24 protein-coding genes are annotated in these 24334 nt (G+C 54.9%); 21 read left to right on the forward strand and 3 right to left on the reverse strand.

Translation table 11 applies throughout. The features are described 5' to 3' along the window. Nucleotides 1–21: 21 nt before the first annotated feature. From AC6HVW_RS07515 to nei, 9 genes are all read left to right on the forward strand, one after another. Nucleotides 22–1002, forward strand: a complete 981-nt coding sequence (locus AC6HVW_RS07515; RefSeq protein WP_059200164.1) for an MBL fold metallo-hydrolase — start codon at nt 22–24, stop codon at nt 1000–1002. Between the two features lie 17 nt (nt 1003–1019). Continuing rightward, nucleotides 1020–1763 carry a type 2 GTP cyclohydrolase I gene (locus tag AC6HVW_RS07520; RefSeq protein ID WP_024529338.1) on the forward strand — a complete coding sequence of 248 codons (744 nt, stop codon included), beginning with the start codon at nt 1020–1022 and terminating at the stop codon, nt 1761–1763. A gap of 224 nt (nt 1764–1987) precedes the next feature. Beyond that, entirely contained in the window at nt 1988–2644 is a 657-nt protein-coding gene (gene pxpB / locus AC6HVW_RS07525) for a 5-oxoprolinase subunit PxpB (protein ID WP_024483155.1), read from the forward strand. Further along, nucleotides 2638–3564, forward strand: coding sequence for a 5-oxoprolinase subunit PxpC (gene pxpC / locus AC6HVW_RS07530; RefSeq protein ID WP_024483154.1), 927 nt, complete (start codon nt 2638–2640; stop codon nt 3562–3564). Before pxpB ends, pxpC begins: the two co-directional genes overlap by 7 nt. After that, nucleotides 3561–4298, forward strand: a complete 738-nt coding sequence (gene pxpA / locus AC6HVW_RS07535; RefSeq protein ID WP_059200166.1) for a 5-oxoprolinase subunit PxpA — start codon at nt 3561–3563, stop codon at nt 4296–4298. The genes pxpC and pxpA overlap by 4 nt, the downstream gene beginning before the upstream one ends. A gap of 66 nt (nt 4299–4364) precedes the next feature. After that, nucleotides 4365–5096, forward strand: coding sequence for a DUF969 domain-containing protein (locus AC6HVW_RS07540; RefSeq protein WP_021805279.1), 732 nt, complete (start codon nt 4365–4367; stop codon nt 5094–5096). Next, nucleotides 5093–6100, forward strand: a complete 1008-nt coding sequence (locus AC6HVW_RS07545) for a DUF979 domain-containing protein (RefSeq protein WP_021805278.1) — start codon at nt 5093–5095, stop codon at nt 6098–6100. Before AC6HVW_RS07540 ends, AC6HVW_RS07545 begins: the two co-directional genes overlap by 4 nt. A gap of 8 nt (nt 6101–6108) precedes the next feature. Beyond that, nucleotides 6109–6753, forward strand: coding sequence for a pyroglutamyl-peptidase I (pcp, locus tag AC6HVW_RS07550; RefSeq protein ID WP_021805277.1), 645 nt, complete (start codon nt 6109–6111; stop codon nt 6751–6753). Nucleotides 6754–6825: 72 nt separating this feature from the next. Continuing rightward, complete coding sequence (gene nei / locus AC6HVW_RS07555; RefSeq protein ID WP_071683111.1) at nt 6826–7617, forward strand: endonuclease VIII; 792 nt, start codon at nt 6826–6828, stop codon at nt 7615–7617. A gap of 23 nt (nt 7618–7640) precedes the next feature. Here nei and AC6HVW_RS07560 read toward each other — a convergent pair whose 3' ends face one another. The 3 genes from AC6HVW_RS07560 to AC6HVW_RS07570 form a co-directional block, all read right to left on the reverse strand. Beyond that, nucleotides 7641–8123, reverse strand: a complete 483-nt coding sequence (locus tag AC6HVW_RS07560) for a GNAT family N-acetyltransferase (protein ID WP_179252390.1) — start codon at nt 8121–8123, stop codon at nt 7641–7643. After that, on the reverse strand, nt 8114–8398 hold the full coding sequence (locus AC6HVW_RS07565; protein ID WP_071683113.1) for a type II toxin-antitoxin system TacA family antitoxin: 285 nt from the start codon (nt 8396–8398) through the stop codon (nt 8114–8116). Before AC6HVW_RS07565 ends, AC6HVW_RS07560 begins: the two co-directional genes overlap by 10 nt. A gap of 321 nt (nt 8399–8719) precedes the next feature. Then, entirely contained in the window at nt 8720–10009 is a 1290-nt protein-coding gene (locus AC6HVW_RS07570) for a citrate synthase (protein ID WP_021805275.1), read from the reverse strand. 646 nt (nt 10010–10655) lie between these two features. Here AC6HVW_RS07570 and sdhC point away from each other — a divergent pair. The 12 genes from sdhC (at nt 10656) to ybgE (ending at nt 24248) form a co-directional block, all read left to right on the forward strand. Next, nucleotides 10656–11045 (forward strand): succinate dehydrogenase cytochrome b556 subunit, encoded by a 390-nt coding sequence (gene sdhC, locus AC6HVW_RS07575; RefSeq protein WP_024483149.1) that lies wholly within the window; start codon nt 10656–10658, stop codon nt 11043–11045. Then, nucleotides 11039–11386: a succinate dehydrogenase membrane anchor subunit gene (gene sdhD, locus AC6HVW_RS07580; RefSeq protein ID WP_021805273.1), complete on the forward strand. Its 348-nt coding sequence runs from the start codon at nt 11039–11041 to the stop codon at nt 11384–11386. Before sdhC ends, sdhD begins: the two co-directional genes overlap by 7 nt. Next, nucleotides 11387–13153 (forward strand): succinate dehydrogenase flavoprotein subunit, encoded by a 1767-nt coding sequence (sdhA, locus tag AC6HVW_RS07585; RefSeq protein ID WP_059200169.1) that lies wholly within the window; start codon nt 11387–11389, stop codon nt 13151–13153. A gap of 16 nt (nt 13154–13169) precedes the next feature. Further along, the gene (locus AC6HVW_RS07590; RefSeq protein ID WP_021805271.1) at nt 13170–13886 is read left to right on the forward strand and encodes a succinate dehydrogenase iron-sulfur subunit; all 717 of its coding nucleotides are present in this window, start codon (nt 13170–13172) and stop codon (nt 13884–13886) included. A 254-nt stretch (nt 13887–14140) separates the two neighbouring features. Further along, nucleotides 14141–16957, forward strand: a complete 2817-nt coding sequence (gene sucA, locus AC6HVW_RS07595) for a 2-oxoglutarate dehydrogenase E1 component (protein WP_021805270.1) — start codon at nt 14141–14143, stop codon at nt 16955–16957. A 10-nt stretch (nt 16958–16967) separates the two neighbouring features. Then, nucleotides 16968–18185: a 2-oxoglutarate dehydrogenase complex dihydrolipoyllysine-residue succinyltransferase gene (gene odhB / locus AC6HVW_RS07600; RefSeq protein ID WP_071683114.1), complete on the forward strand. Its 1218-nt coding sequence runs from the start codon at nt 16968–16970 to the stop codon at nt 18183–18185. Between the two features lie 119 nt (nt 18186–18304). Beyond that, nucleotides 18305–19471, forward strand: coding sequence for an ADP-forming succinate--CoA ligase subunit beta (gene sucC / locus AC6HVW_RS07605; protein WP_071683115.1), 1167 nt, complete (start codon nt 18305–18307; stop codon nt 19469–19471). After that, nucleotides 19471–20343, forward strand: a complete 873-nt coding sequence (gene sucD / locus AC6HVW_RS07610) for a succinate--CoA ligase subunit alpha (protein ID WP_021805268.1) — start codon at nt 19471–19473, stop codon at nt 20341–20343. Before sucC ends, sucD begins: the two co-directional genes overlap by 1 nt. Nucleotides 20344–21097: 754 nt before the next feature. Next, nucleotides 21098–22666, forward strand: a complete 1569-nt coding sequence (gene cydA / locus AC6HVW_RS07615; protein WP_021805267.1) for a cytochrome ubiquinol oxidase subunit I — start codon at nt 21098–21100, stop codon at nt 22664–22666. 15 nt (nt 22667–22681) lie between these two features. Further along, entirely contained in the window at nt 22682–23821 is a 1140-nt protein-coding gene (cydB, locus tag AC6HVW_RS07620) for a cytochrome d ubiquinol oxidase subunit II (protein ID WP_021805266.1), read from the forward strand. 17 nt (nt 23822–23838) lie between these two features. Then, nucleotides 23839–23952 (forward strand): cytochrome bd-I oxidase subunit CydX, encoded by a 114-nt coding sequence (cydX, locus tag AC6HVW_RS07625; RefSeq protein ID WP_021805265.1) that lies wholly within the window; start codon nt 23839–23841, stop codon nt 23950–23952. Continuing rightward, entirely contained in the window at nt 23952–24248 is a 297-nt protein-coding gene (ybgE, locus tag AC6HVW_RS07630) for a cyd operon protein YbgE (protein WP_021805264.1), read from the forward strand. The genes cydX and ybgE overlap by 1 nt, the downstream gene beginning before the upstream one ends. Nucleotides 24249–24334: the final 86 nt, after the last annotated feature.

Consider the following 24334-nt stretch of genomic DNA (forward strand, 5'->3'; position numbering starts at 1 on the left):
GTAACAGCAAGGAGCTTCCTGATGATGAAGAAACTACTGGCCCTGTGCCTGGGCGGCTATTCCGCGTTGGCCGTGGCCGGTTTTGACGTAGTGGCGCTAGGCGTCGACGGTGGCGTCAGCGACGGCAATCTGACTTCTTATCTGATCCGCAGTGATAGCCAGACGCAGTATCTGGCACTGGATGCCGGGACGTTGCTGCCCGGAATTGCCAAAGGGCTGGAAAAGGGCAGTTTTCCGCAGGTCACGCCCGAGCTGGCCGCTCCCTACACCCCTCAGGGCTATATTTTCCGTCAGCTGATTGGCGGTTACTTCATTAGCCATGGCCATCTGGATCACGTGGCTGGGCTGATCCTCGGTTCACCGGAAGACAGTAAGAAAACCGTTTATGCGCAGGCCGATACCGTATTGACGTTGCGCAATCATTATTTTAACTGGAAAGCCTGGCCCAATTTTACCGATGCCGGTAATGGCTCGCGGCTAGGCACTTACCGCTTGCAAACGGTGCGCCCGCTGCAGCGTGTGACCCTGGGCCTGACCGGTTTGAGCGGGGTGATGTACCCACTTAGCCACGATCGCTACCCCTCTTCGATGTTGCTGGTGGCCGACCGTGAAGGGTCATTTGCCTACTTTGGCGATACCGGGCCGGATGCGCTGGAACAGTCACGCAATCTGGATGGTGCCTGGCGCGCACTGGGGCCGCTGATTGAGCAGAAGAAGCTGAAGGGCATGATTATCGAAACCTCTTACCCGAACGAGGTGGATGACAAGCATCTGTATGGTCATCTGACCCCGGCCTGGCTACTGAAGGAGCTAAAAAACCTCCAGCAGTACAGCGGTGGAGAGGGATCGTTAAAAGATCTGCCGGTGATCATCAGCCACATCAAGCCCAGCCTGAAACAGGGGGAAGATGTGCGTGCTACCATCAAGCAACAGCTGGATCAGGGCAACGATCTGGGGGTGAAATTTATCCTGATGGAACAGGGCGATCGGCAACAATTTTGAATGAGAGTGAGATGACTATGCATAACCTCGATCTGGAACATCTGATCAACAGCGAACTCAACTGTGCGGCCTTCCAGGACTACGCGCCAAATGGCCTACAGGTGGAAGGGCGGGCACATGTGCAGCGTATCGTGACGGGAGTGACGGCCTGCCAGGCGTTGCTGGATGCGGCGGTGGAACATCAGGCGGATGCCATAGTGGTGCATCATGGTTACTTCTGGAAAAACGAAGCACCCGCGGTGCGCGGTATGAAGCGTAACCGGCTGAAAACTCTGCTGAGCAACGATATCAACCTGTATGGCTACCACTTACCGCTGGATGCGCACCCGGAACTGGGGAATAACGCGCAGTTGGCAAAGGCGTTGGGCATCCGCGTGATCGGTGAGATCGAACCTTTGGTGCCGCACGGAGAATTTGAGCAACCGCTCAGTGCGGGTGAATTGCAACAGCGTATCGAGAGCCGTCTTGGCCGAGCGGTGTTGCACTGTGGCGATAATGCCCCGCAGGCAATCCGTCGGGTGGCCTGGTGTACCGGTGGCGGCCAGGGATTTATCGACAGCGCGGCGCGATTTGGCGTTGATGCGTTTATCAGCGGAGAGGTTTCTGAGCAAACTATCCATACTGCGCGGGAGATGGGCGTGCACTTTTTTGCCGCCGGCCATCACGCGACGGAACGTGGTGGGATCAAGGCGTTAGGCGAGTGGTTGGCGCAACATCACGGCTTTGACGTCACCTTTATCGATATCCCCAATCCGGCCTGATTTGCCTATGGGTTCGGTAAAACGAACCCTTTAGCGCTGCTAATCCCTTATTTTCCCTAAGGTTGCTCTCTTGACAGCCGACGTTACGTCCCGCATAACTGATACGCTTTTCAAATAATAAAATACCCTGTGAACTTCAAGTTGCTACCCAGTGACCCGCTCATTCGTTCGTGAGCGTTCAGTCATGCTGCGGCTTGAAACACGACGAGTATAAGGAGATAGGGGTGCAACGAGCACAATATTACCTGCTAGGGGAACGCGCTGTAGTGCTTGAATTGGCACCCCCGGTGACGCTGCAAAGTCAGCAGCGTATCTGGGCATTGGCAGAAAAGTTGAATCACCACACTGACGTACGGGAAGTGGTGCCGGGAATGAATAACCTGACGCTGTTGCTGTATACGCCGCAGGCCGATGCCGAGGCGATGCTGGAACTGCTGCGTCAAGGATGGGAGGGCAACGAAAGCCTGGTGCCAGAGTCCCGCGATGTCGATATCCCGGTGATCTATGGCGGCGAATATGGCCCCGACCTGGATGAGGTGGCGCGCCATACCGGCATGACGCCGCAACAGGTGGTGGAATGCCATTCGTCCACCGCGTATGTGGTTTATTTCCTGGGCTTTCAACCTGGTTTTACCTATCTGGGGGGGATGCCGGAGCGTCTGGCCACTCCTCGCCGAGCGGAACCGCGCCTGTCTGTTGCTGCGGGTTCTGTGGGGATCGGTGGCGGCCAGACGGGGATCTATCCGCTGGTTACACCAGGTGGTTGGCAACTGATTGGTCGCACGCCACTGGCGCTGTTTAATCCGAATGAAATGCCGCCGACGCTGCTGCGCCCAGGCGACAACGTGCGCTTTGTACCGCAAAAGGGGGGCGTATGCTGAAGATCTTGCGAGCCGGTATTTACACCACCGTTCAGGACCTGGGGCGTAACGGTTTCCGGCGTTTGGGCATCAGCCAGGGCGGCGCTCTGGATATCCCCGCGCTGAAAATAGCCAACCTGCTGGTGGGCAACTCGCCCGAAGCGGCCGGGTTGGAGATCACGCTGGGGCAATTCAGTGCCGAATTTACCCATAATGGATGGATTGCGCTGACCGGTGCGGGCTGCGATGCTCAACTGGACGGAAAATCTTTGTGGACGGGCTGGCGCTATCCGGTAAAAAAAGGCCAGCAACTGACGCTGAAGATGCCTAAACGCGGGATGCGCAGCTATCTGGCGGTGTCTGGCGGCATTAATGTCCCGGAGATGCTGGGCTCACGTAGCACCGATCTGAAAGCGGGCTTTGGTGGACTGGAAGGCCGACAGTTGAAGGAAGGCGACCTGCTGCCAGCGGGTAAGCCGCAGGCGCTGCCGACTACGGTTATCGGCGTGAAACAGCCGCTGTTCAGCAACCGGATCAGGGTGTTGACCGGGCCGGAATATGACGAGTTCAGCCAACAGGCACAGGATGACTTCTGGCGTACCGCCTGGCAGCTCAGCCCGCAGAGTAACCGCATGGGTTATCGCCTGCACGGTGGCAGCGCTCTGACGCGCACCACTGAACGGGAAATGCTCTCCCACGGCCTGATACCCGGCGTCATCCAGGTCCCACACAACGGCCAGCCGATCGTCTTGATGGCTGATGCCCAGACTACCGGGGGTTATCCGCGGATTGCCTGCGTGATCGAGGCCGATCTGTTCCACTTGGCGCAGATCCGTCTGGGGGATGCGCTTCACTTTATCCCCTGCACCCTGGCAGAGGCGCAGCGCGCCAAGGCCGAGCAGGATCACTTTATTCAACAGATTGCCTGGGGGGTTCAATGATCGTCGATTTAAATGCCGATCTCGGTGAAGGCTGCGCCAATGATGAAGCGTTGTTGCAGTTGGTCAGCTCGGCCAATATTGCCTGCGGCTTCCATGCCGGGGATGCCCAGACCATGCGCCAATCGGTGCGCTGGGCGTTGCAATACGGTGTGGCGATTGGTGCCCATCCCAGTTTCCCGGATCGGGAAAACTTCGGCCGCACCCGGATGCAGTTACCGGTAGAAACGGTGTATGCCCAAGTGGTTTATCAGTTGGGTGCGTTGGCTGCCATTACCCGTGCTGAAGGCGGCGTGATGGTCCATGTGAAACCGCACGGCATGCTCTACAACCAGGCGGCGGTGGAGCCTGAACTGGCCGAAGCCATTGCCCGTGCGGTATTGGCGATAGATCCTTCGTTGCGTCTGGTGGGGTTGGCTGGCAGTGAGCTGATCCGTGCAGGTGAAAAACTGGGGTTGGCGACGCGGCAGGAAGTGTTTGCCGATCGCGGCTATCAGGCCGATGGAACATTGGTGCCGCGTGGGCAACCAGGAGCACTGATTGCCAGTGATGAACTGGCATTGCAACAGACGCTGGAAATGGTTCGCCACCAGCGTGTACGAACCGTTGAGGGGGGCTGGGCCTCCGTCAAGGCTGAAACAGTTTGCCTGCACGGCGACGGGGAACATGCACTGGCCTATGCCAGGAAGCTGAGAGAGAGCTTTGCTCAGCAGCAGATTGGCGTCAGCGCCGCATAAAAAAATAATGACTACAGCAAACACAACATTGCCCGCAAAACTGAGGGCGACAAGAGGGAAGTGAATATGGAACAAGCGGTAAACCTCTGGCCACTGATAGGCATCGCTGCCATCGTGGTTGGATTTGTATTACGTTTTAACCCGGTGCTGGTGGTGATCGCCGCCGGTATTATCACCGGGCTGGCGGCGTTGATGCCGCTGGATGTCATTTTGGAAAAGCTCGGCGAGGGCTTCCTCAATACCCGTAACCTGCCGCTGATCCTGCTGTTGCCGCTGCCTATTATCGGGCTGTTAGAGCGCCACGGTTTGAAAGAACGTGCGCAGGCGTGGATTGCCAAAATCAAAAGCGCCACCGCCGGGCGTTTACTGATCGTCTACCTGTTTGTGCGTGAAGTAACGGCGGCAATGGGGCTGACCAGCCTGGGCGGCCAACCTCAGATGGTACGTCCGCTGTTGGCACCGATGGCGGAGGGGGCCACGGAAAACCGCTATGGGGAACTGCCGGAACGTGTGCGCTATCGTCTGCGGGCAATGTCTGCCGCGACCGATAACGTCGGGCTGTTCTTTGGCGAAGATATTTTTGTCGCCTTTGGCGCGATCATCTTTATGCATAACTTTATGCTGGAGTCTGGCGGCATTCAGACCGAACCGCTGCACATTGCGCTGTGGGGGATCCCAACGGCGATCTTTGCCTTCCTGATCCATTCGTTCCGTTTGTACCGCATGGACAAACAACTCAACGCTGAACTGAGCAAACTTAACCAGGCTGCGTTGCAGGCCAAGGGAGAAGGCCAATGATATTCCAACAACAATATCTCTATTGGCTGGCGGGTGCGGTATTACTGATCGTCGCCGCAATGTCGTTTCGCGATAAGGCCAACCCACGTCGTATCTCTACCGGTCTGTTCTGGGCCTTGTATGGATTGATCTTCCTGGTGGGGGATTGGACCTATGGGCTATTTGGCTCAGGGGCCGAAGCCAAGCGTCAACTGCATATCACCGTGGGCGTGCTGGTGGTGGTGATGGCTCTGATCGCCGGTTTTGGCGGTGTGCGTCTTGGTAGCTATCATCAGCGCAGCCAGCAAGAGCGCGAAACCAGTGCCAAACGCTTGGGCAACCGTCTGTTTATCCCGGCGCTGGCGATCCCTGTCGTCACGGTGATTGGCGTGCTGCTGTTCAATAATATCCCGGCCTTGCAACAGGCGGTGTTTGGCAGCGGTAACCACTCCACCTTGATCACGTTGTTCTCCATGACCCTCGGCTGCTTGCTTGGCCTGGTTATTGCGGTGAAGATGACCCGTGAGAAAATGTCGCAGCCAGTGCAGGAAGCTCGTCGTCTATTGGACTCCATCGGCTGGGCCTTCATCCTGCCGCAAATCCTGGCTACTCTTGGCCTGCTGTTCACCGTTGCGGGCGTTGGCACAGCCATCTCCCATTTAACGCAGGAATACCTGGCGGTAGATAACCGCTTTATCGCCGTAGCGGTGTATGCCATCGGCATGGCCGTATTAACCATGATCATGGGGAACGCGTTTGCGGCCTTCCCGATTGTCACTGCGGGTATCGGTATCCCGATCCTGGTACTGCAACACGGCGGTAACCCCGCAGTGATGGCGGCTATCGGCATGTTCTCCGGCTATTGCGGCACGTTGATGACGCCAATGGCTGCTAACTTTAATATTGTACCGGCGGCGTTACTGGAGTTGCCGGACAAGAATGCGGTCATCAAGGCGCAGATACCGACCGGGGTCACGTTGCTGCTGGTTAACGTATTCCTGCTTTATTTCCTGATGTTCCTCTAGGAGAACGCATGCAGAAAGTATTGATTACCGGCTTTGAGCCGTTTGGCGGCGAGCGTGTCAACCCATCCTGGGAGGTGGTGAAGCAGCTTAACGATCTGGAGCTTGGCGGGGCGCACATTATCGCGCGCCAGCTACCTTGCGTCTTCGGTGAGGCATTAACTGTGCTGAACGCGGCCATTGATGAAGTTCAGCCAGCGATGGTACTGGCGATCGGCCAGGCGGGCGGGCGCACTGACATCACACTGGAACGCGTCGCTATTAACGTCGATGACGCGCGTATTCCCGACAATCAGGGACAGCAGCCGATCGATCAGGCCATTGTGGCAGATGGTCCTGCGGCCTATTTCAGCACCTTGCCGATCAAGGCGGTGGTGAATGCGATGCGTGAGGCTGGCATTCCGGCCTCGGTATCACAAACTGCCGGGACTTATGTCTGCAACCATGTGATGTACGGTCTGTTGCACCGCTTAAGCGGGCAGCAGGCGGTGAAGGGCGGCTTTATCCATATCCCTTACCTGCCAGAGCAGGCGGCACAGCATCCTGGTGCACCGAGTATGGCAGCACAGACGGTGTTGTTTGCTTTGGAAATGGCGATTTCGATCGCCTTGCAGGTGGAGCATGACTTGAAAGTGGTGGGTGGCGCCACGCACTGAGGTCGTTTAAGCTACCTCCATGTTAACCCTAGGGTTCGGCTTGCCGAACCCTTTTCAATCAAGGAGTTGTCCATGCCAGAAGGGCCGGAGATCCGCCGGGCGGCAGATAAGCTGGCGGCGGTGATGATCGAGCAACCACTGACCGAAGTCTGGTTTGCTTTCCCGCAACTGAAACACTATCAGGCCGAGCTGGTCGGTGAACGTATCACTGCCATCGAACCGCGCGGTAAAGCCTTGTTAACTGATTTCTCCAACGGTTTGACCATGTACAGCCACAACCAGCTTTACGGCGTGTGGAAGGTGGTGCGAGCGGGCGAAACGCCAGAAACCAAGCGCGATCTGCGCGTGCGACTGGAGACGGCCGAGTGGGCGATTTTGTTGTATAGCGCTTCGGATATCACCATTGCGCCGCGCGGTGAGATCGAGCAACACCCGTTCTTAAAACGTATTGGTCCTGACGTGCTGGATATGGCTTTGACCGTAGAGCAGGTGGAACAGCGGCTGTTATCGCCGACGTTTTGTAAGCGCCAGTTGGGCGGAATGCTGCTTGATCAGTCTTTTCTGGCTGGCCTGGGCAATTACCTGCGAGCCGAGATTTTGTGGCAGGCAGAACTGGCACCCAAGCATAAGCCGCAGGATCTCACCCCTGATGCGCTGCATCAGTTGGCGCAGGCGCTGTTGGATATTCCACGCATTTCATATCAGACCCGTGGTCAGGTAGATGAAAATCGCCATCACGGTACGCTGTTCAGCTTCAAGGTGTTTCATCGCAGCGGTGAGCCTTGTCCCCGCTGTGGGGCAATGATCGAGAAAACGGCGCTATCTTCGCGGCCGTTCTATTGGTGCCCGGTTTGCCAGCGGTGATAGAACTTACCGATTAACTGAGCTCAAATCTTGTAGAAGAGTGTGTTTGCAGCGATGGGAGACTGGACGAAGCCGAAGTACTCATAGAATGCTCTCGCTTGATCATCTATCGCGTGCACCATGATGGCTTTAATACCCACTTGGTCTGCCAGATTGGCAACACGCCTTACAGCATCATTAAGCAGCCACTTGCCAAAGCGATGCCCTTGGGTACATACATCAACGGCCAGACGTCCCAGCAGGACGATGGGAACAGGATCTGGCATGTTTTGGCGAAGGCTACGGCCTAAATCGGCGTGACTGACGGAACCGGTTGCAATGGAGTAATAACCCACAACACGCTTGGTGCCTTCCAGACAAATAACGAAAGTGCGGGAGGCATTCAGGAGTTGGTTTCTCATGGCTCGACGGCGTAACCAGTCGCTCAACACCTCATTTCCGCAGTCGAATGGTTGGAGAATATGCTCTTCTGTCAGCAGTTCCGGCGCGGTAATGATTATTTCCATTCAGGCTTCACATCCATTAAGCGCTTGCGCCCTTCGACGTTTTGCACAGGAGCTTCAAGCTGTTCAATGAATGCCTGATAGCGTGCATCATCAAGCACGAATACCCGCTGATCCAGGATGATGTTCTGTGCTTCATGAACCGCCTTCTCAATGATGAAGTCGGTCCGGTTCTTATTGACCAGACTCGCAGCATAGTCGATGACTGCACGCTCTTCTTCGGTCGCCCGGACGTTAATCTGTTTGTCACGAGTCGGTTTACGAACGGTTTTCTGCATGGTATCCACCTTATGGTAACAAAATGCTATACGTTGATAATAGCTATAAAGGTAACGAATTGCTATACGTTAAGCGCGGTGGTGACAATGACGCTCGTAGAAGTAACGTGCTGTACGCCCCTCACCCCAACCCTCTCCCACAGGGAGAGGGAGCTGATGCGGAGTCGTTTTCATGTATAGGTGTCCATTTTCAGCACGTCAAATTGAGAAGAAGTTGTAAGGTATTGCGGTCTGGCGCGGGAGTTAATTTGTGCACGGTAGATCCCCTCTCCCTGTGGGAGAGGGTTAGGGTGAGGGGCCATATGACGCCCCTGCTAAAGCTTACTTTTTAACCTGAGACTTGAACTCACGCTCAGCATAGCCGGTATATAGCTGACGTGGACGAGCGATCTTGATGCCTTCGTCATGCATTTCGTTCCAGTGGGCAATCCAGCCAATGGTACGGGCAATCGCGAAGATCACCGTAAACATGGAAGAAGGGATACCCATCGCTTTCAGGATGATACCTGAATAGAAATCGACGTTCGGGTACAGTTTCTTCTCGATGAAGTACGGGTCGTTCAACGCGATATGTTCCAGTTCCATCGCGACCTGCAGCAGGTTATCGTCTTTCTTGTTCAGTTCTTTCAGCACTTCGTGACAGGTTTCACGCATCACGGTGGCGCGCGGATCGTAGTTTTTGTACACGCGGTGGCCAAAGCCCATCAGACGGAACGAGTCGTTCTTGTCTTTGGCACGTTTGATGAACTCAGGGATGTGCTCGACGGTTTTGATCTCTTCGAGCATCTTCAGTGCCGCTTCGTTGGCACCGCCGTGCGCTGGCCCCCACAGGGAAGCGATACCTGCCGCGATACAGGCAAACGGGTTGGCACCGGATGAACCGGCGGTACGCACGGTGGAGGTGGACGCGTTCTGCTCATGGTCGGCATGCAGGATCAGAATACGATCCATGGCGCGTTCCAGCACCGGGTTCACCACGTACTCTTCGCAAGGTGTAGCAAACATCATGCGCAGGAAGTTACCGGCGTAGGATAGGTCGTTGCGTGGGTAAACAAACGGTTGGCCGAGGGAATACTTGTAACACATTGCTGCCACGGTAGGCATTTTGGACAGCAGACGGAACGCGGTGATCTCACGGTGACGTTCATTGTTGACGTCCAGCGCATCGTGATAGAACGCGGCCAGGGCACCTGTCACCCCGCACAGCACCGCCATTGGGTGCGAGTCACGGCGGAAACCACGGAACAGATGGGTGATCTGGTCGTGGATCATGGTGTGACGGGTTACCGTGGTTTTGAAGGTTTCGAACTCTTCAGCACTCGGGGTTTCGCCGTACAGCAGGATGTAGCACACCTCCAGGTAGGAGGACTCTTTTGCCAACTGCTCAATCGGGAAGCCACGGTGCAGCAGGATACCTTTGTCACCGTCGATGAACGTGATTTTGGATTCACAGGAAGCGGTAGAAGTAAAGCCGGGATCAAATGTGAAATAACCTTTGGAGCCCAGGGCGCGTACGTCAATAACATCAGGGCCCAGTGAAGGGGTGAGCACGCCCAGTTCGATCGGAGCTTCGCCGTTGTTGATGCTTAGCGTCGCTTTCTTATCAGTCATTTACAGTCTCCTTAACGCCTTATTTTAAAAACCTCTAACAACTGAAATACCTTAAATCTCCGCAGGTTGCCCGCATTAAAGTCGAGCGAACGCTAACTCTGTGAGCGACAGCGCATTTGCGCCGGTAGGGGACAGAGTTTGCACCAGGCGAACAAGACGGGTTAGCAGCCGTTAACGATTCATCGGGATTCGTTATTTTCTTTTAATCATTACCTACGATCTGTTTGGAATGTTAACCACATACACTATCGCTACACTGTTGCATAACTTGTGCTTAGGGGGAAGTGTATCCGGTGACCGCTAGTGCATCATAGGGTTGATTGCTGCCCTATTTGTAATGGAAATGTTGATCTCTTGTCAAATCAGATAATTAATTTCGTGCTAAATGTAATAATCGTGATCTAAATCACTGTTCTGGGGAAATGTGACCAAAGGGATTGTATGGGAATTGTAATAAGAATGTGAACCTCCTATACTGCCGCCAGGTCTCCGGATTACCCTGAAGTAGGAGCACCCAGCGTTATCACTACGCGCCGTTTAAGCACTAGGATGTCGATGTTTGAGCGCGTGAGGTGTAAGAGTGAAAGCTCTTGGACGCTGTCTGATCCCCACCCAGGCCCGGAGGAAGGAAAATAATAAGAGCTGTGTGGGCAAAACCGTGAAAAAACAAAGACCTGTCAATCTGGATCTGCAAACGATCCGGTTTCCTGTAACTGCGATAGCGTCCATCTTACACCGAGTCTCTGGCGTAATTACTTTCGTTGCCGTGGGCATTCTCCTCTGGCTGCTGGGTATCTCTCTCTCTTCTCAAGAGGGCTTCCTGCACGCTGCCGCCATCATGAATAGCTTCTTCGTGAAATTCATTTTCTGGGGGATCCTCACCGCGTTGGCCTATCACATTTGCGGTGGCATTCGTCACTTGTTAATGGATTTTGGCTATATCGAAGAGAGTTTAGCCGCAGGTACCCGTTCTGCCCAGGTGGCGTTCGGTCTGACCGTCGTGCTGTCAATTCTGGCTGGAGTCCTCGTATGGTAAGCAACGTTTCTGCATTAGGACGTAACGGCGTACACGACTGGTTGTTACTGCGTGCTTCCGCCATCGTCATCACCCTGTATGTTCTCTATATCCTGGGCTTCGTCGTTACGGCTCCGGACATCACCTATGAAATCTGGCGCGGCTTCTTCGCCACCTCCATTACGAAAGTATTCACCTTGCTGACATTGCTGTCGATCCTGGTTCACGCCTGGGTGGGAATGTGGCAGGTGCTGACGGACTATATCAAGCCACTGGCGTTACGCCTGGTGCTGCAACTGGCGATTGTCGTCACGTTGCTGGTCTATTTACTGTACGGAACAATCGTCGTGTGGGGTGCTTAAATGAAACTGCCAATCAGAGAGTTTGATGCAGTTGTTATCGGTGCTGGCGGCGCAGGTATGCGCGCGGCGCTGCAGATTTCCCAGGCGGGCTCAACCTGTGCCCTGCTTTCCAAAGTATTCCCGACCCGTTCCCATACCGTGTCTGCACAAGGCGGCATTACCGTAGCCTTGGGCAATAACCACGAAGACAACTGGGAATGGCATATGTACGACACGGTGAAGGGTTCCGACTATATCGGTGACCAGGACGCCATTGAATATATGTGTAAAACCGGCCCGGAAGCGATTCTGGAGTTGGAACACATGGGCCTGCCGTTCTCCCGTCTGGACGATGGCCGTATTTATCAACGCCCGTTTGGCGGCCAGTCACTGAACTTTGGTGGCGAGCAGGCGGCCCGTACCGCTGCGGCGGCGGACCGTACCGGTCACGCGTTGTTGCACACCCTTTATCAGCAGAACCTGAAAAACCACACCACCATCTTCTCCGAGTGGTATGCGCTGGATCTGGTGAAAAACCAGGATGGTGCGGTAGTCGGTACCACCGCTATCTGTATCGAAACCGGTGAAGTCGTGTACTTCAAGGCCAAGGCAACCATTCTGGCTACCGGTGGGGCAGGCCGTATTTACCAATCCACCACCAACGCCCACATCAATACCGGTGACGGTGTCGGTATGGCGCTGCGTGCCGGTGTACCGGTGCAGGATATGGAAATGTGGCAGTTCCACCCAACCGGCATTGCCGGGGCTGGCGTACTGGTCACCGAAGGCTGTCGCGGTGAAGGTGGTTACCTGCTGAACAAACATGGCGAACGTTTCATGGAACGTTATGCGCCAAATGCCAAAGATCTGGCGGGCCGTGACGTAGTGGCACGTTCGATCATGATTGAGATCCGTGAAGGCCGCGGCTGTGACGGTCCTTGGGGCCCACATGCCAAGCTGAAACTGGATCACCTGGGTAAAGAAGTGCTGGAGTCCCGCCTGCCGGGTATTCTGGAGCTGTCCCGTACCTTCGCCCACGTCGATCCGGTGAAAGAGCCGATCCCGGTCATTCCTACCTGCCACTATATGATGGGCGGTATTCCGACCAAAGTGACCGGCCAGGCGCTGACCGTGAACGAGAAAGGCGAAGACGTGGTGATCCCGGGCCTGTTCGCGGTAGGTGAAATTGCCTGCGTATCGGTACACGGTGCCAACCGTCTGGGCGGCAACTCGCTGCTGGATCTGGTGGTATTTGGTCGCTCTGCCGGTATGCACCTGCAAGAGTCGTTGGCAGAGCAGGGCGATAGCCGCGATGCTAGCGAATCGGACGTCGAGGCTTCACTGGATCGTCTGAACCGTTGGAACAACACCCGTTCTGGTGAAGATCCGGTGGAAATTCGTAAGGCACTGCAATCCTGTATGCAGCATAACTTCTCGGTGTTCCGCGAAGGTGATGCGATGGCGAAAGGGTTGGAAGAGCTGAAAGTGATCCGTGAACGTCTGAAGAACGCACGCCTGGATGATACCTCCAGCGAATTCAACACCCAGCGCATCGAATGCCTGGAGTTGGATAACCTGATGGAGACCGCGTATTCCACTGCCGTATCGGCCAACTTCCGTACCGAGAGCCGTGGCGCGCATAGTCGCTTCGACTTCCCGGAGCGTGACGATGCCAACTGGCTGTGCCATTCGCTGTATCTGCCGCAATCGGAAAGCATGACGCGTCGTGAAGTGAACATGCAACCGAAGCTGCGCGCGGCATTCCCGCCGAAAGTGCGTTCTTACTAATTGCGGAGCTCGATTGATGAAACTTGAATTCTCTATCTATCGCTACAATCCGGATGTTGATAGCGCCCCGCATATGCAGGACTACAGCCTGGAAGCGGAAGAAGGCCGTGACATGATGCTGCTGGATGCGTTGATCCAGCTGAAAGAAAAGGACCCGACCTTATCTTTCCGCCGCTCTTGCCGTGAAGGCGTGTGCGGTTCAGACGGCATCAATATGAACGGTAAGAATGGCCTGGCCTGTATTACCCCGGTCTCGTCGTTGCGTAAAGGCAACAACAAGATTGTGATCCGCCCGCTACCGGGGTTACCGGTGGTGCGCGATCTGGTGGTGGATATGGGGCAATTCTATACCCAGTATGAAAAGATCAAGCCGTTCTTGATTAATGATGGCAAGAATCCTCCGGCGCGTGAGCACCTGCAAACGCCGGATCAGCGGGAAAAACTGGATGGATTGTACGAATGTATTCTCTGTGCCTGTTGCTCCACCTCTTGCCCATCGTTCTGGTGGAACCCTGACAAGTTTGTTGGCCCGGCCGGTCTGTTGGCGGCGTACCGCTTCCTGATCGACAGCCGTGATACGGAAACTGAAGCACGATTGGACGATCTGAACGACGCTTTCAGTGTTTTCCGCTGCCATAGCATTATGAATTGTGTCAGTGTATGTCCTAAGGGCTTGAATCCGACCCGTGCAATTGGTCATATCAAGTCTATGCTGCTGCAACGCGGCGCATAAACAGAACGAGATGCTGCGCCGGGGGCTTTACCGGCGCACATCCCAAGAGGGCATCTCTAAAAACTGACCCGTGATTGTAGTTAAAGGCAATCAGGTTTGTCCCGCCGGTTTTTAGAGGTTCCTTGTATGGGGCCGCAAGGTCCAAAACAGAACGTGCACTTGTATAAGCACGTCTAGTGAACCGTTAAGCGTACCATTACGGTAATTATGTTAACCACGGCGAAAACTGAAGCTTTAAAGCTTAAGGGATCAAAATGCAGAACGGCGCAATGAAGGCCTGGCTGGATTCCTCCTATCTGGCGGGCGCGAACCAGTCCTACATAGAGCAGCTCTATGAAGACTTTTTAACCGATCCGAGTTCCGTTGAAGATAGTTGGCGTTCGATTTTCCAGCAACTACCAACTGCGGGTGTCAAACCCGATCAGCTCCACTCCCAAACGCGAGATTACTTCCGCCGCCTGGCGAAAGATTCTGCTCGTTATAACACCACCATCAACGATCCTGAAACCGATGCCAAGCAGGTCAAGGTATTGCAGCTGATCAACGCCTTCCGCTTCCGTGGGCATCAGCACGCTAACCTCGACCCGTTAGACCTGTGGAAACAGGAGCGCGTTCCCGATCTCGATCCGGCGTACCACAACCTGACCGAAGCCGACTTCCAGGAAACCTTCAACGTGGGTTCTTTTGCCATCGGCAAAGAAACCATGAAGCTGAGCGATCTGTACGCGGCGCTGAAGCAGACCTACTGCGGTTCGATCGGTGCCGAGTATATGCACATCACCAACACCGAAGAGAAACGCTGGATCCAGCAGCGCATTGAATCGGTAGCGGGGCGTGCTAGCTTCACCACCGATGAGAAACGCCGTTTCCTGAGCGAACTGACAGCAGCCGAAGGGCTGGAACGTTACCTGGGTGCCAAATTCCCTGGGGCCAAACGCTTCTCGCTGGAAGGTGGCGACGCGTTGGTGCCGATGCTGAAAGAAATGGTGCGTCACGCAGGCAAAAACGGCACGCGTGAAGTGGTGCTGGGTATGGCCCACCGTGGCCGTCTGAACGTGTTGATCAACGTGCTGGGTAAAAAACCGGCGGACCTGTTCGACGAGTTTGCCGGCAAGCATAAAGAACACCTGGGCACCGGTGACGTGAAATATCACCAGGGCTTCTCTTCCGACGTGGAAACCGAAGGCGGCATGGTTCACCTGGCGCTGGCGTTTAACCCGTCGCACCTGGAAATCGTCAGCCCGGTCGTCATGGGGTCTGTACGCGCCCGCCGCGACCGTCTGGACGAAGCGCGCAGCAACATGGTGCTGCCAATCACCATTCATGGTGACGCGGCAATCACCGGGCAGGGCGTAGTTCAGGAAACCCTGAACATGTCGCAGGCCCGCGGTTATGAAGTGGGCGGCACGGTGCGTATCGTCATCAACAACCAGGTTGGCTTCACTACCTCCAACCCGTTGGATGCGCGTTCCACCCAATACTGTACCGATATTGCCAAGATGGTGCAGGCTCCTATCTTCCACGTGAATGCCGATGATCCGGAAGCGGTGGCCTTTGTCACCCGTCTGGCGTTGGATTTCCGTAACACCTTTAAACGTGACGTGATGATCGACCTGGTCTGCTACCGTCGCCATGGGCATAACGAGGCCGATGAGCCAAGTGCAACCCAGCCGGTGATGTACCAGAAGATCAAGAAACACCCAACGCCGCGCAAAATCTACGCTGACGTACTGACCGAACAGAAGGTTGCCAGCCTGGAAGATGCCACGGAAATGGTCAACCTGTATCGCGATGCTCTCGATCGCGGTGACTGCGTGGTTGAAGAGTGGCGTCCGATGAACCTGCACTCCTTTACCTGGTCGCCATACCTGAACCATGAGTGGGACGAAGAGTACCCAAGCAAGGTTGAGATGAAGCGCCTGCAGGAACTGGCTCGCCGCATCAGCAGCGTACCGGAAGCGATCGAAATGCAGTCGCGTGTGGCGAAAATCTACGGCGATCGTGCCGAGATGGCCGCAGGCAACAAACCGTTCGACTGGGGCGCAGCGGAAACACTGGCTTACGCCACCATGGCTGATGAAGGCATCCCGATCCGTATTTCCGGTGAAGATGCTGGCCGTGGCACCTTCTTCCACCGTCATGCGGTGGTGCACAACCAGAAAAATGGTTCTGTCTATGTCCCGCTGGCGAATATCCACAGCGGCCAGGGCGAATTCAAAGTCTGGGACTCGGTGCTGTCTGAAGAAGCCGTTCTGGCATTCGAATATGGCTACGCAACCGCAGAGCCGCGCACCCTGACCATCTGGGAAGCGCAGTTTGGTGACTTTGCCAACGGTGCTCAGGTAGTGATCGACCAGTTCATCAGCTCCGGTGAGCAGAAATGGGGCCGTATGTGTGGCCTGGTGATGCTGCTGCCGCATGGTTACGAAGGCCAGGGCCCAGAGCACTCCTCTGCGCGTCTGGAACGTTACCTGCAGCTGTGTGCAGAACAGAACATGCAGGTGTGCATCCCGTCCACTCCGGCACAGGTCTACCATATGCTGCGCCGTCAGGCGTTGCGCGGTATGCGCCGTCCGCTGGTGGTGATGTCACCGAAGTCCTTGCTGCGTCATCCGCTGGCAGTCTCTTCCCTGGAAGAGCTGGCAAACGGCACCTTCCAACCGGCCATCGGCGAAATTGACGAGCTGGATGCCAAAGCGGTAAAACGCGTGGTGCTGTGTTCTGGTAAGGTTTATTACGATCTGCTGGAGCAACGCCGCAAGAACGACCAGAAAGACGTGGCCATCGTACGTATCGAGCAGCTGTATCCGTTCCCGCATCAGGCCGTTCAAGCGGTATTGGAACAGTATGCCCACGTGCATGATTTCGTCTGGTGTCAGGAAGAGCCGTTGAACCAGGGTGCCTGGTATTGCAGCCAACACAATTTCCGTGAAGTGATCCCGTTTGGGGCCTCTTTACGTTACGCAGGACGTCCAGCCTCTGCCTCTCCGGCGGTGGGTTATATGTCCGTACACCAGAAGCAGCAGCAGGCTCTGGTGAATGACGCGCTGAATATTGAAGAAAAAATTTAAAGGAAAGCTAATGAGTAGCGTAGATATTCTGGTTCCTGACCTCCCTGAATCCGTTGCCGATGCGACCGTCGCCACCTGGCATAAAAAACCGGGTGACACCGTTCAGCGTGACGAAGTGCTGGTTGAAATTGAAACCGACAAAGTTGTATTGGAAGTGCCAGCCAGTGAAGCCGGCGTACTGGAAGCGATCCTGGAAGACGAAGGCGCAACCGTGACTTCACGTCAGCTTCTCGGGCGTATCCGTCAGGGTGACAGTTCTGGCAAGCCGACCGAAGCGAAAGCTCAGAGCGTTGAATCAACTCCGGCACAGCGTGCAACCGCCAGCCTGGAAGAAGAGAGCAACGACGCACTCAGCCCGGCGATCCGCCGCCTGATTGCTGAACACGATCTCGATGCTGCCGCCATCAAAGGCAGCGGCGTAGGTGGCCGTATCACGCGTGAAGACGTAGAAGCGCACCTGGCTGCCAGCAAGAAAGCGGCCCCGGCTGCAGTAGCCCCAGCGGCGGCTCCTCAGCCAGCCTTGGGCGGCCGTAGCGAAAAACGTGTTCCTATGACCCGCCTGCGCAAACGCGTGGCCGAGCGCCTGTTGGAAGCGAAGAACAGCACCGCGATGCTGACCACCTTCAACGAAATCAACATGCAGCCGATCATGGATCTGCGCAAGCAGTACGGTGAAGCCTTCGAAAAACGCCACGGTGTACGTCTGGGCTTTATGTCCTTCTACATCAAAGCGGTGGTCGAAGCGCTGAAACGCTTCCCGGAAGTGAACGCCTCTATCGACGGCAGCGACGTGGTTTACCACAACTACTTCGATATCAGCATTGCGGTATCGACTCCACGCGGCCTGGTAACGCCGGTACTGCGCGACGTCGACTCCATGAGCATGGCGGACATCGAGAAGAAAATCAAAGAGCTGGCGATCAAAGGCCGTGACGGTAAATTGACCGTGGAAGAACTGACTGGCGGTAACTTCACCATTACCAACGGCGGCGTCTTCGGTTCATTGATGTCCACCCCGATCATCAACCCACCGCAGAGCGCCATCCTGGGTATGCACGCCATCAAGGATCGCCCGATGGCGGTCAATGGTCAGGTCGTGATCCAACCGATGATGTATCTGGCTCTGTCTTACGATCATCGTCTGATCGATGGCAAAGAGTCGGTGAGTTATCTGGTGACGGTGAAAGACATGCTGGAAGATCCGGCTCGTCTGCTGCTGGACGTTTAATCCCTGCAAGGGCGCGGTTTTTACCGCGCCCACACCCTGTGCTATGTGGCCGATAAGTCATGCGGAATCCCGCGAAAGTGACCCGGCTAAAACTTTCTGACCTGAATGGATAGAACATCATGAATTTACACGAATATCAGGCAAAACAGCTGTTTGCTCGGTATGGCATGCCAGCACCAACCGGTTACGCCTGTACCACTCCGCGTGAAGCAGAAGAAGCCGCATCTAAAATCGGCTCCGGCCCGTGGGTGGTAAAATGTCAGGTTCATGCTGGCGGCCGTGGTAAAGCTGGTGGCGTTAAAGTCGTTAACAGCAAAGAAGATATCCGTACTTTTGCCGAAGCCTGGCTGGGTAAACGCCTGGTGACCTACCAGACCGATGCGCTGGGCCAACCGGTTCACCAGATCCTGGTAGAAGCGGCCACCGATATCGATAAAGAGCTGTATCTGGGGGCGGTAGTTGACCGTGCCAGCCGTCGCGTAGTGTTTATGGCTTCCACCGAAGGCGGCGTTGAAATTGAGAAAGTTGCGGAAGAGACCCCGGAACTGATCCACAAAATGACCATCGACCCACTGGCAGGCCCACAGCCTTACCAGGGGCGTGAGCTGGCGTTCAAACTGGGCCTGACCGGTAAGCAAGTCGGCCAGTTTGCCAAAATCTTTATGGGCCTGGCAACGCTGTTCCTGGAGCGCGATCTGGCGATGGTTGAGATCAACCCGCTGGTAGTGACCAAGCAGGGCGATCTGATCTGCCTGGATGGTAAGCTGGGTGCCGATGGCAACGCCCTGTTCCGTCAGCCTGAACTGCGTGAAATGCGTGACCTTTCTCAGGAAGACGAGCGTGAATCGCGTGCTGCCCAGTGGGAACTGAACTATGTCGCCCTCGACGGCAACATTGGTTGCATGGTGAACGGTGCCGGTCTGGCGATGGGCACCATGGACATCGTGAAACTGCACGGTGGCGAACCAGCCAACTTCCTGGATGTGGGCGGTGGTGCAACCAAAGAGCGCGTGACCGAAGCCTTTAAAATCATCCTGTCTGACGACAAGGTGAAAGCGGTGTTGGTGAACATCTTCGGTGGCATCGTGCGTTGCGATCTGATCGCTGACGGTATCATTGGCGCGGTAGCCGAAGTGGGCGTTAACGTCCCGGTGGTAGTGCGCCTAGAAGGGAACAACGCCGAACTGGGCGCCAAGAAACTGGCGGACAGCGGTTTGAATATCATTGCTGCGACCAGCCTGACTGATGCGGCTCAGCAAGTTGTTGCGGCAGTGGAGGGTAAATAATGTCCATTTTAATCGATAAGAACACCAAAGTAATCTGCCAGGGTTTCACCGGTAGCCAGGGTACCTTCCACTCCGAACAAGCTATCGCTTACGGCACCAAAATGGTGGGTGGCGTGACCCCGGGCAAAGGCGGTACTGAGCACCTGGGTCTGCCAGTGTTCAACACCGTGCGTGAAGCTGTTGAAGCGACCGGCGCTACCGCGTCTGTCATCTACGTGCCAGCGCCATTCTGCAAAGATTCCATTCTGGAAGCCATCGATGCAGGCATCAAACTGATCATCACCATCACCGAAGGCATCCCAACGCTGGATATGCTGACCGTGAAAGTGAAGCTGGATGAAGCCGGCGTGCGCATGATCGGCCCGAACTGCCCTGGTGTGATCACCCCGGGCGAATGCAAGATTGGTATCATGCCTGGCCATATTCACCTGCCAGGCAAGGTGGGCATCGTTTCCCGTTCAGGTACTCTGACCTATGAAGCGGTAAAACAAACCACTGACGCCGGTCTGGGGCAGTCTACCTGCGTAGGTATCGGCGGTGACCCGATCCCGGGTTCCAACTTTATCGATATTCTGAAGTTGTTCCAGGAAGATCCGCAGACCGAAGCTATCGTCATGATCGGTGAGATTGGCGGCAGCGCGGAAGAAGAAGCGGCAGCCTATATCAAAGAGCACGTCACCAAGCCGGTGGTGGGTTATATCGCCGGTGTTACTGCACCTAAAGGCAAGCGTATGGGCCATGCTGGTGCCATCATTGCCGGCGGCAAAGGGACTGCGGATGAGAAGTTCGCGGCTCTGGAAGCGGCAGGGGTGAAAACCGTACGCAGCCTGGCTGATATCGGTGATGCAGTGAAGGCGATCCTGAATCGTTAATACCGTATAGCAAATAATAATATCTCGACATGCTTGGCCGCCCTTTGGGCGGCCTTTTTTTATGTAAGCAACTGACATACCGCCAAGTTTTGCAAGGCGTTGCTGGTTCAAAACGTAGTATTTGCAAGTTCTGAGATCAACCTCGCAACATGGTCTATGATTACTTAGCAAAAGGCAGATTTGTGAGTTAACTCACTGCAATTATCATTGAAAATAAAAAGTTAATTTCTATCGAACTGTAATGCTGAAGTAATACAATTGGGGGTATTTTAAATTACATTTATTTAACACAAAGATATCAATAAAAAACAATTAAACCATTGCTTAACATGGGCGCTGGGAAATTACAGCAAAATGCGTAATGAGCCTAGCAATAATATGCAGATAGGCTTAAATTGTTTTAGATCAATATTGGCCTGGCTACCTATTTAGGCTGATTTTTGACCTGTAGCCAAAAGTCCAACCTGTGTCACGCAAATACCTATTTATTGTATGGGCTTTGGCGAGTATCATGCCATTGTGTAATTACGGATGGTTGATCTTGTTGCATTTGTTACCCGCTGTCGGTTTTCATTGGTGCGTTTTGCTCCCGTCCCTCGTGGTCTGGCTCTGAACGTGCGGTTGAAAGCGGAGAGGCTGGATCAAATTTTGTTGTGTTTAAGGGCATTCACTGCGGGGCGTTACCGGCTACTCTTTCGGGAGTAATACCGATAACCGCAAGTCGGAGTCTTCCTGCGAGGAGCAAGGAGTCAAGATGTTTGATATTGTCGAACTGTCGCGCTTACAGTTTGCTTTAACGGCGATGTACCACTTCCTATTTGTCCCATTAACGCTGGGTATGGCGTTTTTGCTGGCAATTATGGAAACGGTATATGTGCTGTCCGGCAAACAAATTTATAAAGATATGACCAAATTCTGGGGCAAGTTATTTGCAATCAACTTTGCTCTGGGTGTGGCCACCGGGTTGACCATGGAGTTCCAGTTCGGGACCAACTGGTCGTACTTCTCTCATTACGTCGGTGACATCTTCGGGGCCCCGCTGGCTATCGAAGGTCTGATGGCGTTCTTCCTGGAATCGACGCTGGTCGGTCTGTTCTTCTTCGGGTGGGATCGCCTGAGCAAGATCCAGCACATGACGGTCACCTGGTTTGTTGCCCTCGGCTCAAACCTGTCTGCGTTGTGGATCCTGGTCGCCAACGGCTGGATGCAAAACCCAATCGCCTCCGACTTCAACTTTGAAACCATGCGTATGGAGATGCTCAGCTTCTCCGAGCTGGTTTTGAACCCGGTCGCTCAGGTGAAGTTTGTTCACACCGTAGCCTCGGGCTATACCACCGGTGCGATGTTCGTGCTGGGTATCAGCTCTTACTATCTGCTGAAAGGGCGTGACGTTGCTTTTGCCAAGCGTTCGTTCGCCATTGCTGCCAGCTTCGGTATGGCTGCGATCCTTTCTGTTATCGTACTGGGTGATGAATCCGGTTACGAAATGGGGGACGTGCAGAAAACCAAACTGGCTGCCATTGAAGCCGAATGGGAAACTCAACCGGCTCCGGCCGCATTTACCCTGTTCGGCATCCCGAACCAGGAGAAAATGGAGAACTCCTTCGCGATTCAAATTCCTTGGGCGCTCGGCCTGATTGCCACCCGTTCTATCGACACCCCGGTTATCGGCTTGCGCGAACTGATGGCACAGCACCAGGTGCGTATCCGTAACGGTATGAAGGCTTACCAGCTGCTGGAAGAGCTGCGTGGCGGTAATACCGATCCGGCAGTGCGTACCGCATTCAACGATACCAAACAGGATCTTGGCTACGGCATGCTGCTCAAGCGCTATACCGAAAACGTCACCGACGCGACGGAAGCACAGATCCAGCAGGCAACCAAAGATTCTATCCCGCGCGTAGCTCCACTGTACTTCGCCTTCCGTATCATGGTGGCCTGTGGTGTGCTGATGCTGTTTATTATCGGCCTGTCATTCTTGAGCGTAGTACGTGGTCGTATCGGTCAGAAGAAATGGCTGCTTCGCGCTGCGTTGTTCGGCCTGCCATTACCATGGATTGCCGTTGAAGCGGGCTGGTTCGTGGCGGAGTATGGCCGTCAGCCGTGGGCGATAGGTGAGGTGCTGCCAACCGCAGTCGCCACCTCTTCGCTGACCGCAGGCGACATTCTGTTCTCGATGGGGCTGATATGCGGCTTGTATACCCTGTTCCTGGTGGCTGAAATGTACCTGATGTTCAAGTTTGCACGTCTGGGTCCAAGCAGCCTGAAAACTGGCCGCTACCACTTTGAACAACCGACTGCCGCCGTGCAGGAAGCGCGCTAAACAGGAGTCCAAGATATGTTTGATTACGAAGTACTGCGATTTATCTGGTGGCTCCTGGTTGGCATCCTGCTGATCGGTTTCGCCGTCACCGATGGTTTCGATATGGGTGTCGGTATACTGATGCGCATTATCGGTAAAACCGATACCGAGCGCCGGGTCATGATCAACGCCATTGCCCCGCACTGGGACGGTAACCAGGTGTGGCTGATCACCGCCGGTGGCGCATTGTTTGCCGCCTGGCCAATGGTTTATGCTGCCGCGTTCTCTGGTTTCTATGTGGCCATGATCCTGGTGCTGGCTGCCTTGTTCTTCCGCCCGGTCGGTTTTGACTACCGCTCGAAGCTGGAGAACAGCACCTGGCGTAACATGTGGGACTGGGGCATCTTTGTCGGTAGCTTCGTGCCTGCAGTGGTGTTCGGCGTGGCGTTCGGTAACCTGTTACAGGGCGTACCGTTCCATATCGATGAATATCTGCGTCTGTTCTATACCGGCAACTTCTTCCAACTGTTGAACCCGTTTGGTTTGCTGGCCGGTATTGTCAGCCTGACCATGCTGGTGACCCAGGGGGCAACCTACCTGCAGATGCGTACCACTGCCGAGATTCACCTGCGCTCACGCGCTGCGGCGCAGATTTCTGCGCTGGTGATGGGCGTATGCTTCCTGTTGGCGGGTATCTGGCTGGTGAAAGGTATCGACGGTTTCGTGATCACCTCAGCACTGGATACGGCAGCGGAATCCAACCCACTGCGTAAAGAAGTGGCTCATCAGGCGGGTGCCTGGTTGATCAACTTCAACAAGTATCCATCCCTGTGGGCACTGCCGGCGTTGGGCGTGGTTCTGCCACTGTTCACTATCCTGTTTGCCCGTTTGGACAAAGCTGCGATGGCGTTCCTGAGTTCATCACTGACGATTGCCTGTGTGATCCTGACGGCTGGGGTAACCATGTTCCCGTTCGTTATGCCATCAAGCACCGTGCCTAACGTCAGCCTGACCATGTGGGATGCGACTTCCAGCCTGTTCACACTGCAGGTGATGACCGTTGTTGCCATTATCTTCGTGCCAATCGTTCTGGCGTACACCGCTTGGGCGTACTACAAAATGTTTGGTCGCCTGGATAAGAACTTCATCGAAAAAAATAAGCATTCGCTGTACTAAGCAAAAGGAGCTAAACCATGTGGTATTTTGCCTGGATCCTCGGAACGCTTCTTGCCTGTGCCTTCGGTATCATCACGGCGCTGGCGCTTGAGCACAGTGAAGATTCAAAAGCGCAGCAAGACGGTAAGTGATGAGTTCATCACTGGTGGATAAGCTGTACGCTATCACCGACAAGGGCCCGGTTCGGGCCCTTTCATTGGTGCTGGCGGTGATTTTGGCGGGATGTATCTTTTGGGATCCTAGCCGTTTTGCAGCACGTACCAGCTCGTTAGAGATCTGGCAGGGCATCTTGCTGATCTGGGCGGTATGTGCGGGCATCGTTCACGGTGTCGGCTTCCGATCACAGAGCACGTTTTGGCGTGCATTTTTCGCGCCATTACCTGCAATTGTGATCCTGGCCGCAGGATTACTTTACGTTTCTTTATAATCTATTACGCATCCCCCATGTTATGGGCCGTTCAGGCCCATAATTATTTTCATTCCCATTCAGTAACCCATTCCCAACCCGATCCG

This window comes from Serratia sp. NCCP-200, from assembly GCF_059697885.1.

Coding starts and splice junctions, on each gene's coding strand:
- cydB (WP_021805266.1), top strand. CDS start 22,682: ATGTTTGATTACGAAGTACTGCGATTTATCTGGTGGCTCCTGGTTGGC.
- sdhA (WP_059200169.1), top strand. CDS start 11,387: ATGAAACTGCCAATCAGAGAGTTTGATGCAGTTGTTATCGGTGCTGGC.
- ybgE (WP_021805264.1), top strand. CDS start 23,952: ATGAGTTCATCACTGGTGGATAAGCTGTACGCTATCACCGACAAGGGC.
- AC6HVW_RS07570 (WP_021805275.1), bottom strand. CDS start 10,009: ATGACTGATAAGAAAGCGACGCTAAGCATCAACAACGGCGAAGCTCCG.
- sucA (WP_021805270.1), top strand. CDS start 14,141: ATGCAGAACGGCGCAATGAAGGCCTGGCTGGATTCCTCCTATCTGGCG.
- pxpC (WP_024483154.1), top strand. CDS start 2,638: ATGCTGAAGATCTTGCGAGCCGGTATTTACACCACCGTTCAGGACCTG.
- AC6HVW_RS07540 (WP_021805279.1), top strand. CDS start 4,365: ATGGAACAAGCGGTAAACCTCTGGCCACTGATAGGCATCGCTGCCATC.
- odhB (WP_071683114.1), top strand. CDS start 16,968: ATGAGTAGCGTAGATATTCTGGTTCCTGACCTCCCTGAATCCGTTGCC.
- AC6HVW_RS07520 (WP_024529338.1), top strand. CDS start 1,020: ATGCATAACCTCGATCTGGAACATCTGATCAACAGCGAACTCAACTGT.
- AC6HVW_RS07565 (WP_071683113.1), bottom strand. CDS start 8,398: ATGCAGAAAACCGTTCGTAAACCGACTCGTGACAAACAGATTAACGTC.
- AC6HVW_RS07560 (WP_179252390.1), bottom strand. CDS start 8,123: ATGGAAATAATCATTACCGCGCCGGAACTGCTGACAGAAGAGCATATT.
- sucC (WP_071683115.1), top strand. CDS start 18,305: ATGAATTTACACGAATATCAGGCAAAACAGCTGTTTGCTCGGTATGGC.
- cydA (WP_021805267.1), top strand. CDS start 21,098: ATGTTTGATATTGTCGAACTGTCGCGCTTACAGTTTGCTTTAACGGCG.
- AC6HVW_RS07590 (WP_021805271.1), top strand. CDS start 13,170: ATGAAACTTGAATTCTCTATCTATCGCTACAATCCGGATGTTGATAGC.
- pcp (WP_021805277.1), top strand. CDS start 6,109: ATGCAGAAAGTATTGATTACCGGCTTTGAGCCGTTTGGCGGCGAGCGT.
- sucD (WP_021805268.1), top strand. CDS start 19,471: ATGTCCATTTTAATCGATAAGAACACCAAAGTAATCTGCCAGGGTTTC.
- AC6HVW_RS07545 (WP_021805278.1), top strand. CDS start 5,093: ATGATATTCCAACAACAATATCTCTATTGGCTGGCGGGTGCGGTATTA.
- sdhD (WP_021805273.1), top strand. CDS start 11,039: ATGGTAAGCAACGTTTCTGCATTAGGACGTAACGGCGTACACGACTGG.
- pxpA (WP_059200166.1), top strand. CDS start 3,561: ATGATCGTCGATTTAAATGCCGATCTCGGTGAAGGCTGCGCCAATGAT.
- cydX (WP_021805265.1), top strand. CDS start 23,839: ATGTGGTATTTTGCCTGGATCCTCGGAACGCTTCTTGCCTGTGCCTTC.
- nei (WP_071683111.1), top strand. CDS start 6,826: ATGCCAGAAGGGCCGGAGATCCGCCGGGCGGCAGATAAGCTGGCGGCG.
- AC6HVW_RS07515 (WP_059200164.1), top strand. CDS start 22: ATGATGAAGAAACTACTGGCCCTGTGCCTGGGCGGCTATTCCGCGTTG.